This is a genomic window from Bradyrhizobium sp. MI1.3, assembly GCF_055811695.1.
Genome location: NZ_JBVVPQ010000001.1, coordinates 179,855 through 193,849, shown reverse-complemented (window position 1 = coordinate 193,849; position 13,995 = coordinate 179,855). Strand labels below are relative to the sequence as shown.

At 65.1% G+C, this 13,995-nt stretch carries 11 protein-coding genes; 10 read left to right on the top strand and 1 reads right to left on the bottom strand.

Annotation, left to right across the window (positions count from 1 at the left end):
• The first annotated feature begins 242 nt into the window (after positions 1-242).
• The 5 genes from AC0L3A_RS00855 (at position 243) to AC0L3A_RS00835 (ending at position 6,876) form a co-directional block, all read left to right on the top strand.
• Positions 243-2,252 (top strand): hydantoinase/oxoprolinase family protein, encoded by a 2,010-nt coding sequence (locus AC0L3A_RS00855; protein WP_473253371.1) that lies wholly within the window; start codon positions 243-245, stop codon positions 2,250-2,252.
• Positions 2,249-3,829: a hydantoinase B/oxoprolinase family protein gene (locus AC0L3A_RS00850; RefSeq protein WP_354127553.1), complete on the top strand. Its 1,581-nt coding sequence runs from the start codon at positions 2,249-2,251 to the stop codon at positions 3,827-3,829. The genes AC0L3A_RS00855 and AC0L3A_RS00850 overlap by 4 nt, the downstream gene beginning before the upstream one ends.
• Before the next feature lie 10 nt (positions 3,830-3,839).
• Positions 3,840-5,135 carry an aminotransferase class III-fold pyridoxal phosphate-dependent enzyme gene (locus tag AC0L3A_RS00845; RefSeq protein WP_473253370.1) on the top strand — a complete coding sequence of 432 codons (1,296 nt, stop codon included), beginning with the start codon at positions 3,840-3,842 and terminating at the stop codon, positions 5,133-5,135.
• 134 nt (positions 5,136-5,269) lie between these two features.
• Positions 5,270-6,202: an N-carbamoyl-D-amino-acid hydrolase gene (locus AC0L3A_RS00840; RefSeq protein ID WP_354164644.1), complete on the top strand. Its 933-nt coding sequence runs from the start codon at positions 5,270-5,272 to the stop codon at positions 6,200-6,202.
• 5 nt (positions 6,203-6,207) lie between these two features.
• Positions 6,208-6,876, top strand: a complete 669-nt coding sequence (locus AC0L3A_RS00835; protein WP_473253369.1) for a flavin reductase family protein — start codon at positions 6,208-6,210, stop codon at positions 6,874-6,876.
• Here AC0L3A_RS00835 and AC0L3A_RS00830 read toward each other — a convergent pair.
• Entirely contained in the window at positions 6,873-7,535 is a 663-nt protein-coding gene (locus tag AC0L3A_RS00830; RefSeq protein ID WP_007593113.1) for an aspartate/glutamate racemase family protein, read from the bottom strand. The two genes, AC0L3A_RS00835 and AC0L3A_RS00830, sit on opposite strands and share 4 nt — an antisense overlap.
• Positions 7,536-7,591: 56 nt before the next feature.
• On the opposite strand from AC0L3A_RS00830, the gene hydA reads away from it, so the two are divergent.
• The 5 genes from hydA (at position 7,592) to AC0L3A_RS00805 (ending at position 13,973) form a co-directional block, all read left to right on the top strand.
• Positions 7,592-9,061, top strand: coding sequence for a dihydropyrimidinase (hydA, locus tag AC0L3A_RS00825; protein ID WP_473253368.1), 1,470 nt, complete (start codon positions 7,592-7,594; stop codon positions 9,059-9,061).
• A gap of 16 nt (positions 9,062-9,077) precedes the next feature.
• On the top strand, positions 9,078-10,052 hold the full coding sequence (locus AC0L3A_RS00820) for an NAD-dependent epimerase/dehydratase family protein (RefSeq protein WP_473253367.1): 975 nt from the start codon (positions 9,078-9,080) through the stop codon (positions 10,050-10,052).
• Positions 10,052-10,801, top strand: coding sequence for an SDR family oxidoreductase (locus AC0L3A_RS00815; RefSeq protein ID WP_473253366.1), 750 nt, complete (start codon positions 10,052-10,054; stop codon positions 10,799-10,801). The genes AC0L3A_RS00820 and AC0L3A_RS00815 overlap by 1 nt, the downstream gene beginning before the upstream one ends.
• Positions 10,798-12,234, top strand: a complete 1,437-nt coding sequence (locus AC0L3A_RS00810; protein WP_473253365.1) for an NAD(P)-binding domain-containing protein — start codon at positions 10,798-10,800, stop codon at positions 12,232-12,234. Before AC0L3A_RS00815 ends, AC0L3A_RS00810 begins: the two co-directional genes overlap by 4 nt.
• 119 nt (positions 12,235-12,353) lie before the next feature.
• On the top strand, positions 12,354-13,973 hold the full coding sequence (locus AC0L3A_RS00805) for an ABC transporter substrate-binding protein (protein WP_473253363.1): 1,620 nt from the start codon (positions 12,354-12,356) through the stop codon (positions 13,971-13,973).
• Positions 13,974-13,995 lie beyond the last annotated feature (22 nt).

The window sequence follows — 13,995 nt, the reverse complement described above, 5'->3', positions numbered from 1 at the left end:
ATGTGCACTCCCTGCGGGCAGCGCTGCACTAAAATGTGCCTCGGCGGGCAGCGCCGGTTGCGTGCTGGTCCTGTGCGTTGCGACAACGCTGGCCCTATCCGAAGCCCATCGCTCTGTCGCACGCTCGCAAGCAGTGGCATGACAGGGGATGACGATGAGCGCTCTCGGTTTGCGATTGAACCTCGCGAAGGACGGGAAGCACCCGGCGTCCGGTTCGAACGTCGTCCGCAGCTGACCCACGCATGAACACTGACGAAAATCACTGGGAGGTCGGCACCGATATCGGTGGCACCTTCACCGACATCATCGCGATCCGGCACTCCCCCGCGGGGGCGCGGATCGCGAAAGTGCCGTCGCGACCTCAAGCTCCGGTTCAGGCGATGCTGGAGGCAATCGAGGCGGTGGGCCTGCGCAAGAGCGAGGTCAAGCGCTTCGTCCACGGCACCACGCGCGTAACCAATGCCATCGTCGAAGGACGTTTGCCGAAAGTGGCGCTGGTGGCGACCGAAGGCTTTTCCGACGTGCTGGAGATCGCGCGCTATCGCCGCCGCGATCTCTATCGTCTCGACATTCCGCCAAAATCGCCGCCGCTGGTGCCGCCCGAACGATGTTTTGGCCTCGCCGAGCGCCTCGACCACGAGGGCCGGGTGCTGAAGGCGTTGGATGAAGCGGAGATCGAGCGCCTGGTGGCCTGGCTGAAGGGGACCGGCGTGCAGAGCGTCGCGGTCGCACTGCTTCACGCCTATGCCAATCCCGTCCACGAGAAAATGCTCGGCGAGCGGCTCAAGGGCGTCGTTGCCCACGTCTCGCTGTCGCACGAGGTCAATCCCGAGGCGCGCGAATACGAGCGGACCTCGGCGACCGTGTTCAACGCGGCCGCCATGCCGATCGCGGTGGAGTATCTCAGCGAACTGGAACTGCGACTGCCGATCGGTCCCGGCCTGCAGGTGTTTCATTCGGCCGGCGCCATGGTCCCGATCTCCGCCGTGAAGCGGCGGCCGCTGGTGATGGCGATGTCGGGCCCGGCGGCCGGCGTCTCCGCATCCGTCAGCATCGCGCGCCAGCTCGGCACATCGCGGATGCTGACGTTCGACATGGGCGGCACCACGACCGACGTGTGCCTGATCGTCGACGGCCAGGCCGAGATGACAGACGGCCGCATGCTCGGCGACAAGCCGCTGCGCCAGCCGATGCTTGCGGTTCACTCGATCGGCGCGGGCGGCGGCTCGATCGTGCGCAATGGTCCCGGCGGCCTGACCGTCGGACCGGAAAGCGCCGGCTCAGAGCCTGGACCGGCTTGCTACGGCCGCGGCGGTACCGAGCCGACCATCACCGACGCCAACGCCGTGCTCGGCTATCTCAATCCCGAAACCAGGCTTGGCGATCGGATCGGAATCAATATCAAGGCAGCCAGTGACGTCATCGCGCCGATCGCGCGCGCTTTGGGGCTGAGCCTGACCGAAACCGCGCTCGGCATCATCAAGGTCGCGAACGCGACAATGGCGCGTGCGCTCCGCCGCGTCACGGTCGAGCGCGGCATCGACGGACGCGACTGCACGCTGCTCGCCTTTGGCGGTGGTGGCCCGATGCACGCCGCGGGGCTTGCCGATCTCTACGGAATTGCCGAGGTCGTCGTTCCCAGTGCATCAAGTGCTTTTTCGGCGCTGGGCTGTCTCACTGCCGATTTCAGCTTCCTCCAGCAGCGAACCTTGCGTGCTGCGCTTGACGGCATCGACCTCGCCCGCGTGTCGGAACGGATCGGGGTGCTGATTGACGATGCTTCGGCGCCGCTCGTCGCCAACGGCGTGGCCGCGACCGAGATTCAGGTCGAGCTGGTGGCCTTGATGCGCTACGCCGCGCAGAACGACGCCATTCCGGTGCCGTTCGCGCGACCGCTCGACGTCATCACGCTGAAGAAGGATTTTCTGGCCCGGCACCACGAGCTGTTCGGCTATGCGACCGGCGAGAGCTGCGTCATCGAATCCGTGCGGGTGCAGGCGCGCCGTCCGTCGCGCACCGTCGTGAGCCGGCCGTCCGTCGCGGTGAGGGCGGTCTCCACCGGCGAGCGCATCTGCTCGTTCGACGGCTTTCACGACATCGCAACAAGCATCATCGACCGCGCCTCGTTGACCGAGATTGTCAGCGGTCCGGCCATCATTGAAGACGCATGGTCGACCGTGGTGGTCCCGCCCGGCTGGCAGGCGCGGCCCGACGTTTCAGGCAATCTGTTCCTGACGCGGGTGGCCCCATGAAGATCGATCCGTTCGTCGTCGAGGTCATCAGGCACGGGCTCTCGGCCGCGGCCGAGGAGATGAGCCTGGTGATGACGCGCTCGGCGCGCTCGCCGCTGCTGCGCGAGGCCGGCGACCTGTCGTCGGCGATCACGGACGGCCGGGGCGACCTGGTCGGGCAGGGCCGCGACATCCCGATCCATCTCGGCGCGATGGCCTATACGGTTCTCGAATTGTTGAAGGTGGTGCCGCGGGACAGCCTGAACGAAGGCGATGCACTGATCTACAATGTCGGCCCGCTCGGCGGCAATCATCTCAACGACGTCAAGGTCGTGCGCCCCGTCTTCGTCGACGGCGAGATCGTGGCGTTCGCGGTCAGCCTCGCGCATTGGCCCGATATCGGCGGCACCTGGCCCGGCAGCTATTTTGCGAAAGCGATCGACACCTTCCAGGAGGCGATGCGCATTCCGCCGGTTCTGATCGCCACGGCAGCGGGCGTCAATACGCCGATCGTGCAGCTGCTCAAGGCCAATGTTCGCGATCCCGAATCCTGCGAGGGCGATCTTCTCGCCCAGATCGCCGCAACGAAAGCCGGCGAGAAGCGCATCTTCGAGCTTTGCCGCGAGCACGGCAAGGCAGTCTTCACGGCGGCGCAGGCGCGCCTGCACGATCTCTCCGAAATCGAGATGCGCGAGGCGTTGCGCGATCTGCCGGATGGCGTCTACGAGGGCGAGGATTATCTGGACGACGGCGGCGTCAACGCCGCGCCAGCGCGCATTCATGTCAAGATCACCATTGCAGGCGACGAAGCGACCTTCGATCTCTCGGGAAGCTGCGACCGCGTCTCGAATTTCTGCAACACCACGCCGTTCATGGCGCGCTCGGCGGTAGCCTATGCCGCGCGCATCATGAGCGGGCGCGACATGAACCAGAACGCGGGCGCGTTGCGGCCGCTGACCATCATCACGCGCCCGGGCTCGATCCTGGAGCCGGGGTGGAATGCCTCGGTTGCGGCCGGCAACCACGAGACCTCGATGCGCATCGTCGATGCGATCTTCCGCGCGATGCAGGATACCATTCCCGAGCGTCTGTCGGCCGGCGGGGCGACCACGGCGGGCGTCCTGTTTTTTGCCGAACCGCGGCAAAACGGTTCATGGAAGATGCTTTACGAGGTCCACGGCGGTGGCGAGGGCGCGCGGCATGATCGGGACGGCATCTCAGCGACGCGGGTGCATCTGTCCAACACCTCGAATACGCCGGTCGAGGTGATCGAGGCGAATTACGCGATCCAAGTCGAGCAGCAGGCCATTCGCAGGCATTCCGGCGGCGCGGGCGCCCATCGCGGCGGAGACGGAGTCGTGCGCACCTATCGTATCCTGGCGCCGTCGATGCATCTGACCACCTGCATCGAGCGCATGGTGATCGCGCCGTTCGGCATGCAGGGCGGCGAACCCGGCAAGCCCTGCCGCATCTCGCTGATCCGGCAGGGCGCGAACGTCGCGATCGACGGCAAGTCGAACCTGGTGCTGCAGCAAGGCGATCTCGTCAACATCGAGACCTGCGGCGGCGGTGGCTACGGCGCCGAGGCTGCGGAATGAAGGGATTGCAATGAGCAGATTGTTGCGAACCGGGCTGAATGCCGGCGACAGCGCGCCCATGGCCGTGGTCGGCGGCGAGGGCGTTTATTTTCATCTGTCGGATGGTCGCAAGCTCATCGACGGCAGCAACACCGGCGGCGGTCTCGGACATCGTCATCCCGCGATGGTGGAGGCGATCCGCCGCGCCGCGGATACGCCCGTCGTGAACGAGGGGTGGACCTGGGTCGGCCGCGAGCAGGCCGCTGACGATTTGATGGCCATCGCCTTCAAGGGCGAAGAGGATTGGGTCGGTGCGGTGCGCTTCTGCATCAGCGGCAGCGAGGCCAACGACATGGCGCTGTCACTTTGCCAGGCGCTGACGCAGCGGTCCGCGCTGGCAACGCGCGAACGCGCCTATCACGGCATTACAGGCCTGTCGCGCAGTATGACCGTGCAGCCGCAATGGCATGGCGGCCTCGCGGTGCACTCAGGCGGCTCGAAGCTGCCGGCGCCGATGGCGCCGGTGCGGATATTGCCGGCGCCGGATGGCGCGATCTATGGTGCGCCCGCCAACAATGTTCCCCCACGCGAATATCTGGCCGATGCCACGCGCCTGCTTTCGGACACCGCAGCGACGATCATCGACTACACGCAGGGCGGCATCTATTACGACGGCGCCTATCAGGACGAGGTGGCGCGGTGCGCGCGGCAGGTTGGCTCCTACTGGATCGCAGACGAAGTGGTGACCGGCGCAGGCCGCGCTGGGCGCTGGTTCGCATTCCAGGGCGCCGAAAGCCGCCCTGACATCGTGACGCTCGGAAAATCGCTCGGCGGCGGCGCGGCGGCGGTTGCCGCGGTGGTGGTGTCGAAAGCCATCGTCGAACGGCTCAATGGCACGAGCTGGCAGAATTACGGAACGCTGCGCGGCCATCCGATCAGCATGGCCGCCGTGAGCGCTTACCTGAAGGTCGTCAGCGGAGAGAAGATTCTTGAGCACGTAAAGAACCTCGAAAAGCTGTTCGCCCGCCGCCTGCTCGCCATCGCGCAGAGACATCCAAGCGTGCAGCGCGTGGCGGGGCAGGGGCTGCACTGGACCGTGGAGCTGCACGGGCCGGACTGGCGTTCCTGGCACGCCGACACCACCGAGGTGCCGATCGCCTCGCGCGTCGCGGAGCGGGCCCTGGAGGCAGGCGCCGTGATCGGCACCAGCGGCGAGCAGACTTCGCTGTTCCTCGCTCCGCCCCTCGTGATCTCCGAGCATGAGGCCGAGCAGCTTCTGGATGCACTGGACCACGGCCTGGATGTTGCCGATGCGGAACAAAAATGAGCGCGGATCGTGCAGCGCACACTATGATGATCGGCAGGCGGCGGCCGGAAAGCCCGGGAGACGCTGCGTTATGCAGCCGCGTGCCGGCAAGTGATTGAAATTGTAGCTTCGAAGACATCACCAGGAAATCGCTGATGCGTATCGTCAATGTTGCCGCCGCTCAGATGGGCCCGATCCAGAAAGCCGACAGCCGCGAGGCCGTGGTCAAGCGCATGATCGCGCTGATGGATGAAGCCAAGAGCAAGGGCGCCGACCTGATCGTCTATCCGGAACTGGCGCTGACGACCTTCTTCCCGCGCTGGTATGTGGAGAACCGGGCCGAGTTCGACAATTGGTTCGAGCGCGAGATGCCGAACGCTGCGACGAGGCCGTTGTTCGAGCGCGCGGCGCAGCACCAGATGGCGATGAATTTCGGCTATGCGGAGCTGACGCCTGATGGACATCACTTCAACACCGCTGTTCTCACCGACAAGTCGGGCAAGATCGTCGGCAAATATCGCAAGATCCATTTGCCCGGCCATGTGGAATACGACACCAAACGCTCGCACCAGCATCTGGAAAAGCGCTATTTCGAGCCGGGCGATCTCGGCTTCAACGTCTGGCGCGAGCTCGGCGGCATCATCGGCATGGCCATCTGCAACGACCGCCGCTGGCCCGAGACCTATCGCGTGATGGGCTTGCAGGGCGTCGAGATGGTGCTGATCGGCTACAACACGCCGTCCGTGAATGCGGAGAGGAGCGATGAGGGCGTCGAGAAACGCCTGTTCCACAATCGCCTCTCGGCGCAGGCCGGCGCCTATCAGAACGCGACCTGGGTCGTCGCGGTGGCCAAAGCCGGTAACGAGGACGGACACCCGCTGTTCGGCGGCAGTCTGATCGTCGATCCCAATGGCGAAATCGTCGCCGAAGCGAAGACGGAGGAGGACGAGCTGCTGGTCCACGCCTGCGACCTCGATGCCACCACCTTCGGCAAGACCACGATCTTCAATTTCGCACAGCACCGCCGCATCGAGCACTACGGCCTGATCACCAGCCGAACCGGCGCGGTGCCGCCGCCGGAGAAGTAACGTCGATGACTGGCCAGACCACATCGGGCATATTGTTACGCGAGCTCGATCCGCGCGATCGCTACAAGCTGCTTTGCGGCGTGGTGGTGCCGCGGCCGATCGCGCTGGTGACGACGCTCGATGCGAACGGGGCGGTCAACGCTGCGCCGTTCAGCTTCTTCAACGTGTTCTCGGAGAGTCCGGCGCTGATCGTGCTCGGGCTTCAACACAAGCCGGATCACAGCCCGAAGGACACCACCCGCAACATCCATCGCGACGGCGAGTTCGTCGTTCACATGGTTGATGAGGCGCTCTCCGCAGCGATGAATGACTGCGCGGTCGATTTCCCGTCCGGTGACAGCGAGGTCGCTGCGGCAGGGCTCGCGACCCTTCCCTCAATCGACGTGAAGGTACCGCGCCTCGCCGCAGCGCCCTTCGCGCTCGAATGCCGGCGCCATGTCGCGCTGACCTTCTCGCCCGATCGCGAACTGCTCGTCGGCGAAGTGCTCCGGGTTCACGCCCGCGAGGGCCTCGTCAACGAGGCCAACATGTATGTCGACCTCGACGCCTACCGCCCGATCGGTCGCATGTTCGGCAATCTCTATACGACGCAGCGGGACACGTTCACGCTTGTCCGCGAGAGCCACGCGCAATGGATCGCGCGGCAGGACGCCAAAGAGCTGAAGGACGCCTAGTGATTCGAGAATTGCACCGTACCCAGCGCCATCGTGACGGCCGCCTGCGTCGGGTCGATCACGGCAATGCCGAGCGCGTCTTCGAGGGGACGGCGATGGCGCGCCATGCCGGCGCAGCCCATCACGATGGCGCGGGCGCCGTCCTCGTCGCGCAGCGCGCGGCCGATTTCGATCATCCTGGCCAGCGTGCCTTCGCCCGAGGCGGTTTCGGCGACGCTCATGTTGAGAGGCCGCTCGCCGGCGAGGCGTTCGGTCAGTCCCATCTGCCTGAGATAGCGCATGTGACGCGGGATCGAGCGTTGGGCGATCGCGATGACGCCAAAGGTCTCGGCGCGGGCCAGCGCCGTCAGCACGCCGCACTCGGCGATGCCGAACACGGGCCGGTCGGTGCCTTCACGGCAGACCTGAAGCCCGGGATCGCTGTAACAGGCGATGACAAAGGCGGCCGAGCTGTTGTCGCCCTCGACCAGCCGGCGCAGCGGCATCGCGACGCCATCGACATCGGCCTGGCTTTCAATGCCGAACGGTCCCTCGGCCAGCGTCTGGCAGACCAGTTCGGGGCCGCCCTCGAAACCGAGCGGCTTCAGCGCGTCCTCCAGCCCCTGCGTGACCGCGGGGTTGGAATTCGGATTGATGACGAGAATGCGCGGCCGGGCCATGATGGTTTTCCTGCGGAATGGCGATCACTTGGCTTTAGGCTATCACGGAGTGCCTCATGACTGAACCAGTTTACGACCTGATCATCCGCGGCGGCCGCGTCGCCACCACGACCGACGTGTTCGAGGCCGACGTCGCGATCTCCGGCGAGACCATCGCCGCTATCGGCCGCGGGCTTCCGGCGGCGAAGCGCGAGATCGACGCGCGCGGAAAGCTGGTTCTGCCCGGCGGCGTCGACAGCCACGCCCATATCGAGCAATTGTCCGCGGCCAGCATCATGAATGCCGACACCTTTGAGAGCGCGACCGTCTCGGCTGCCTTTGGCGGCACGACCACGGTGATTCCTTTCGCCGCCCAGCACGTCGGCATGAAGCTGCCGCAGGTGGTCGAGGATTATCACGCGCTGGCGAAGAAGGGCGCCGTGATCGACTACGCCTTTCACATGATCATCGCCGATGCGACCAAAGAAACGGTCGAGGAGCATATCCCCGCGTTGGTGAAGCAGGGGCATGCGTCGATCAAGATCTTCATGACCTATGACCGGCTCAAGGTCGACGACGAGCCGCTGCTGGATATCCTTCTGGCCGCGCGCCAGTCCGGCGCGATGTTGTGCGCCCATGCCGAAAACCACGGCATCATCGCCTGGATGGTGAAGCGCCTGCTCGCGCGCGGCTACACGATGCCGAAATATCACGCCGTCAGCCACGCCCGCGTGTCCGAGGCGGAGGCCTTCACCCGGCTGATCGGCATGGCCGCGCTGATCGACCAGCCCATCATGATCTTCCATGTCTCGACTGCCGAAGGCGCCAAGGTGATCCGCGACTCCCGCGGGCAGGGGCTGAAGGTGTTTGCCGAGACCTGTCCGCAATATCTGTTCCTGACCGCCGCCGATCTCGACAAGCCCGGGGCGGAAGGCGCCAAGTGGATGTGCAGCCCGCCGCCGCGGACGCATTCGGACCAGGAGGCGCTGTGGCAGGCGCTATCGCTGGGCGATCTCCAGACCATCTCGTCGGATCACGCGCCGTATCGCTACGACGAGACCGGCAAGCTGCGTGCCGGTCCCAATCCCAACTTCAAGCAGGTCGCCAATGGCCTCCCGGGATTGGAGTTGCGGCTGCCGCTACTGTTCGACGCAATGGTGTCGAAGGGGCGGTTGGGCCTGGAAAAGTTCGTCGAGCTGACTTCGACGGCGCCGGCCAAGATCTACAATCTGCATCCGCGCAAGGGCTCGATCGCGGTCGGCGCTGATGCCGATATCGCGATCTGGGATCCCGATCGTGAGACCGTGATCGCCGACGAGATGATGCACGATCTCGCCGGCTACACACCGTTTGCGGGACGGAAGCTGAAGGGTTGGCCGATGTCGGTGCTGTCGCGCGGTCGGGTGATCATCGACGGCAACAAGTGCCTCGCGAGCGCCGGCAGCGGCCAGTTCCTGGCACGCAGCGGCGGCGAGGCGGCCAAGCCCACCGGCCGGCTCGTGGCCGACATGGATCCCGAGCGCAATTTCGGAGCAAACCTGCTGTGACGGCGGATCGCGCGCGATGAAGATCGTCATCTTCGGCGGCACCGGCTTTGTCGGCCTCAACGTTGCGGAGGCGCTGCTCGCGCGCGGCCACGACGTCACGCTTTATGACCGCGCAGAGTTGCCACCATCCGCGCGGCGATCTCTTGCCGACTACGGCGCCCGGCTCAAAGCCGTGCAGGGCGATATCACCGACGCAGATGCCATCGATGCCCTGATCGCCGAAGGCGTTGATGCGATCGTGCTCGGGGCGGCCATCACCGCCGGTGATGAACTGGAGAGGGCATCGACCGCGCGCGTTCTCGAGATCAATGTGATGGCGCAGATCCCGATCCTGCTCTCTGCTATCCGGCATGGCGTTCGTCGCGTCGTCAATCTCTCCTCGGCATCGGCCTACGGTGCTGCGGGTGCGCGGGTCGCGATTCTGGACGAGGACACGCCTTGCGATCCGGTCTCGTTCTACGCCATCAGCAAGTTCACATCGGAGCGATCGGTTGCGCGTCACGCCGAGCTCTTCGGCGGCGATTTCCTGAGTGTACGGCTGAGCGCCCTGTTCGGGCCGTGGGAGCGACCGAGCTCCGTGCGCGACACGCCAAGCCTCCAGTTCCAGATTCTGGCGGCATTCGCGCGCGGCGAGCCGGCGATCATGCCTGAAGCGGGCATGAGGGACTGGATCTACGCGCCGGATGCGGCCGAGGCCGTCGCACTGCTGATCGAAGCCGAGCGGCCGCGCCATCGGCTCTACAACATCTCCAGTGGCGCGCTATGGCCGGCGCTGCAATGGGGCGAGGCCTTTGCGGCGTTGCATCCCGGCCTGGAGTGCCGGCTCGCGGCGCCCGGCGAGAAAACCATCATCAAGCTGCATGGGCCCCATCGTGCGCCGCTGTCGGTGAACCGGATGGCGGATGAATTCGGCTGGCAGGCGAGGTTCGGCTGCGCCGACTCCGCCGCAGCCATGAGCGCCTGGTGGACGCAGCACAAGGAGAGTCTCTGATGCGGCTGCAGGGGCGCACGGCCATCATTACGGGCGCAGGCTCCGGCATCGGCCGCGCCAGCGCGAAGCTGTTTGCCGACGAAGGCGCGCATCTCGCTCTGGTCGATCGCGATGCCGCCGGCCTTCAGGAGACCCTGAGCCTGGTCGGCGAGGCCATGACACATGTTGGCGACGTCGGCGATGCCGATTTCGCCGGGGCTGTTGCAAACGACGTCGTGGCACGGCACGGCCGGCTCGACATCCTCATGACTGCCGCCGGCTTTTCCTGCGGCGGCACAGTGCTGACGACCAGCCTTGAAGATTGGGACGCGGTGTTCCGAACCAATGTCGGCGGCACCTGGTTGTGGGCGCGGGCGGCCGTGCCGCAGATGCAGCGGCAGAAGGGCGGCTCGATCATCACGCTGGCATCGCAGCTTGCGATCGCCGGCGGCAAGGGCAACAGCGCCTATATTGCGGCCAAGGGCGCGATTATCAGCCTGACCCGGACGATGGCGGTGGATTTCGCAACCGACGGCATTCGCGTCAACGCCATTGCACCCGGTGCGATCGACACGCCGATGCTTCGCCGCAGCTTTGCCCGTCACGCCAATGCGGACGAGGTGCGCGAAACCTCCCGCAATCGCCATGCCATGAAGCGGTTCGGTCAGGCCGAGGAGATCGCGCAAGCGGCGCTGCATCTCGCAAGCGATGCGTCCTCATTTACCACCGGCACCGTGATGGTGGTCGACGGAGGCTGGCTCGCGGCATGAGCGATACACTGACAGAGCTCGAAGCTGACGTTCGCGCCGATATCGCGCGGATCGCGCATCCCGGTGCCGCCTGGCTCGAACCGAAGACGGGACCGGACGGCAAGCCGGCGCTGGATGTGCTCGTGATCGGCGCCGGCCAATCCGGCATCGCCATCGGCTTCGGCCTGATGCGCTCCCGTGTCAGCAACATTCTGCTGCTGGACAAGGCCGAGGAGGGGATGGAAGGCCCGTGGCTCACCTATGCCCGCATGCCGACGCTGCGCAGCCCAAAGGATTATACCGGTCCTGACCTCGATATCCCCAGCCTGACCTATCAGTCCTGGCATGAGGCCCGCTTCGGCAAGGAGAGCTGGCAGACACTCGACCTGATCCCGCGCGGGCACTGGGCTGAGTATCTGCTCTGGCTACGGCGCACGATCGGCCTGCCCGTGCGCAACGGCTGCGAGCTCCTGGAAATCCGGCCGGCCGCAGACGGGTTGCTGGCCGCACGCGTGAAGCGTGGCGATGGCGTCGAGACGCTCCATGCGCGCAAGATCGTGCTGGCGACGGGGCAGGAGGGAATGGGGAGCTGGATGATCCCCGAGCCGCTGAGCCATCTGCCCGTGAGCTCGGTCGCAACAGTCGACGACGATATCGATTTCGAAAACCTCCGCGGCAAGCGCGTCGCCGTGATCGGCGCCGGCGCATCTGCCTTCGACAACGCGGCAACCGCGCTGGAAGCCGGCGCCGCAGAGGTACACCTGCTATGCCGCCGCGCACAGATCCAGGTAATCCAGCCCTATCGCTGGCTGACCTTTCGCGGCTTCCTCCGGCATCTCAGCGATCTCGACGATGCCTGGCGCTGGCGCTTCATGCGCTCCATCCTCGAGATGCGCGAAGGCTTTCCGCAGGCGACTTACGATCGCTGCGCAAATCACGCCAATTTCACATTGCACGAGGGCGCGCCGCTTGAGGCCGCACGCGAGACCGGCAAGGGTATTGAGTTGCAAACGCCGCGCGGCGCCATACCTGCGGATTTCGTCATCTGCGGCACCGGCATCGACATGGATTTTGCCGGCCGTGGCGAGCTGCGCGCATTTGCCGGCAATATCGCAATCTGGGCCGACCGCTACCAGCCCCCGGAGACCGAGCGCAACGCGCGGCTCGGCCGCTTTCCCTATCTCGCCGACGATTACGCCTTCACCGAGCGCGTCGCGGGCGAGACGCCGTGGATCTCGAACATCCATCTCTTCGCCATCGCCTCCACCATGAGTTTTGGCCCGTCGGGATCGTCGATCAACGCGATGACGACCGCGGTGCCGAAGCTGGTGAATGGCCTGACGCGCGGCCTGTTCCGCGCCGATGTCGAACGGCACTGGGCCTCGCTTCGCGCCTATGACGTGCCGCAGGCCGTGGTCACGCGGCCAGCGCGAAAAATGGAAGAATCGCGATGATCGTCCATGCGCCGCCGCGACAAAGCGTCCACAACAGCGCATCATGAGACTGGCGCGCAACTTGCTTCTTTCTTAACCTGTCCTGTCGGCGTTCTTGTCGAGATTTTTGGGGAAAACGAATGCGTTTTGTGTCTTTCAGGTCGGCATCCTCCGTGCTCGCCACCACCGCGTTGTTGCTCATCGCCACTGCGCCTTCGCAAGCGCAAACCAGGGCCGAGACGTTGCGCTATGTCACCGGCGCATCCGTCAACACGCTCGATCCCAACATCCCGGGCTCGACGCGCGAATCCTTCGCGCTGAGCATGAGCACCTACGACCGCCTGGTGGCGTTCGGCCGCAAGCAGCTCAACGGCAAATGGGTGTTCGATCTCGACAAGATCACCGGCGAGCTCGCCGAATCCTACGACGTCAGCTCGGATGGACTGAAGCTGACGTTCCGTCTGCGCAAGGATGCCAAGTTCCAGGACGGCTCGCCCGTGACCGCCGAGGACGTGAAATGGTCTCTCGATCGCTGCGTCACCGCGCCGATCCTTGGCAAGGCACAGTTGCTGACGGGATCGCTGACGTCGGCCGACCAGTTCAAGGTGATCGATCCCCTCACGATCGAAGTGACGCTGCCGAAGCCCGACAAGCTCGCGCTGCCGAATCTCGCGACGGTCTACCCGCTGATCATCAACTCGAAGGTCGCCAAGGAGCACGCGACCCCAGAAGATCCCTGGGCCACCGCTTGGCTGAAGGAGCACACTGCCGGCAGCGGTGCCTATGTGATCGAGAGCTTCAAGCCCGGCGAGCAGGTGATCATCAAGCGCAACGAGGACTGGAACCGCGGCTCGCCCAACAAGCCGGCCTTCTTCAAGCGCGTGATCGTGCAGTCCGTGCCGGAGCCCGCGACCCGCGCCAATCTTGTCGAGCGCGGCGACGCCGACCTCGTCGTCGATCTCCAGGCCAGCGACGTGCAATCGCTCGAGGCCAAGGGCAAGCTCAAGGTGATCTCGACGCCGCAATACAATTCGATCACCTTCGTCTCGATGAACAACCAGATCCCGCCTTTCGACAACGTCAACGTCCGCCGCGCCATCGCTTTCGCGCTGCCTTATGAGGATATGTTCAAGGCTGCCCTGTTCGGTCGCGGCGCGCCGCTGTTCGGTGCGACATGGCCGGATGGCAAGCCCCTGAACGGGATCTATCCGTTCCAGGCGCCGGTGAAGACCGATCTCGACAAAGCGAGGGAATATCTGAAGGCCGCGGGACTCCCGGAGGGTTTTTCAACCACCTTCAGCTTCAACGTCGGCCAGGCCTCGACCGCGGAGCCGATGGCGGCCCTCGTGAAGGAATCGCTTGCCAAGATCGGGATCAAGGTCGACATCCAGAAGCTGCCGGATGCGCAGATGTCGACGCAGATCAACGAGAAGAAGCTGCCCCTGTTCACGGAAGGCATCGTCGCCTGGCTGCCCTCGACCGATTACTTCTACCGCAACTTCTACACCGGCAATCAGCGCTGGAACTACAGCTCGATCAACAATCCGGAACTGGCGACGATCGCGCAGGAAGCGCGCTTCGAGCCCGACAAGGCCAAGTACGAGGAGGATGGCCGCAAGCTCAACGCGATCCATTTCAGCGAGATGCCGCAGATCCCGCTGTGGCAGCCCAATCAGGACGCCGTAATGGCGGCCTCGATCGAGGGCTATACCTACGAGTTCCATCGTCAGGTCGACTATCGCGACGTCAGCCGCAAGTGACATCCGAAAAATTGGAGGAGCT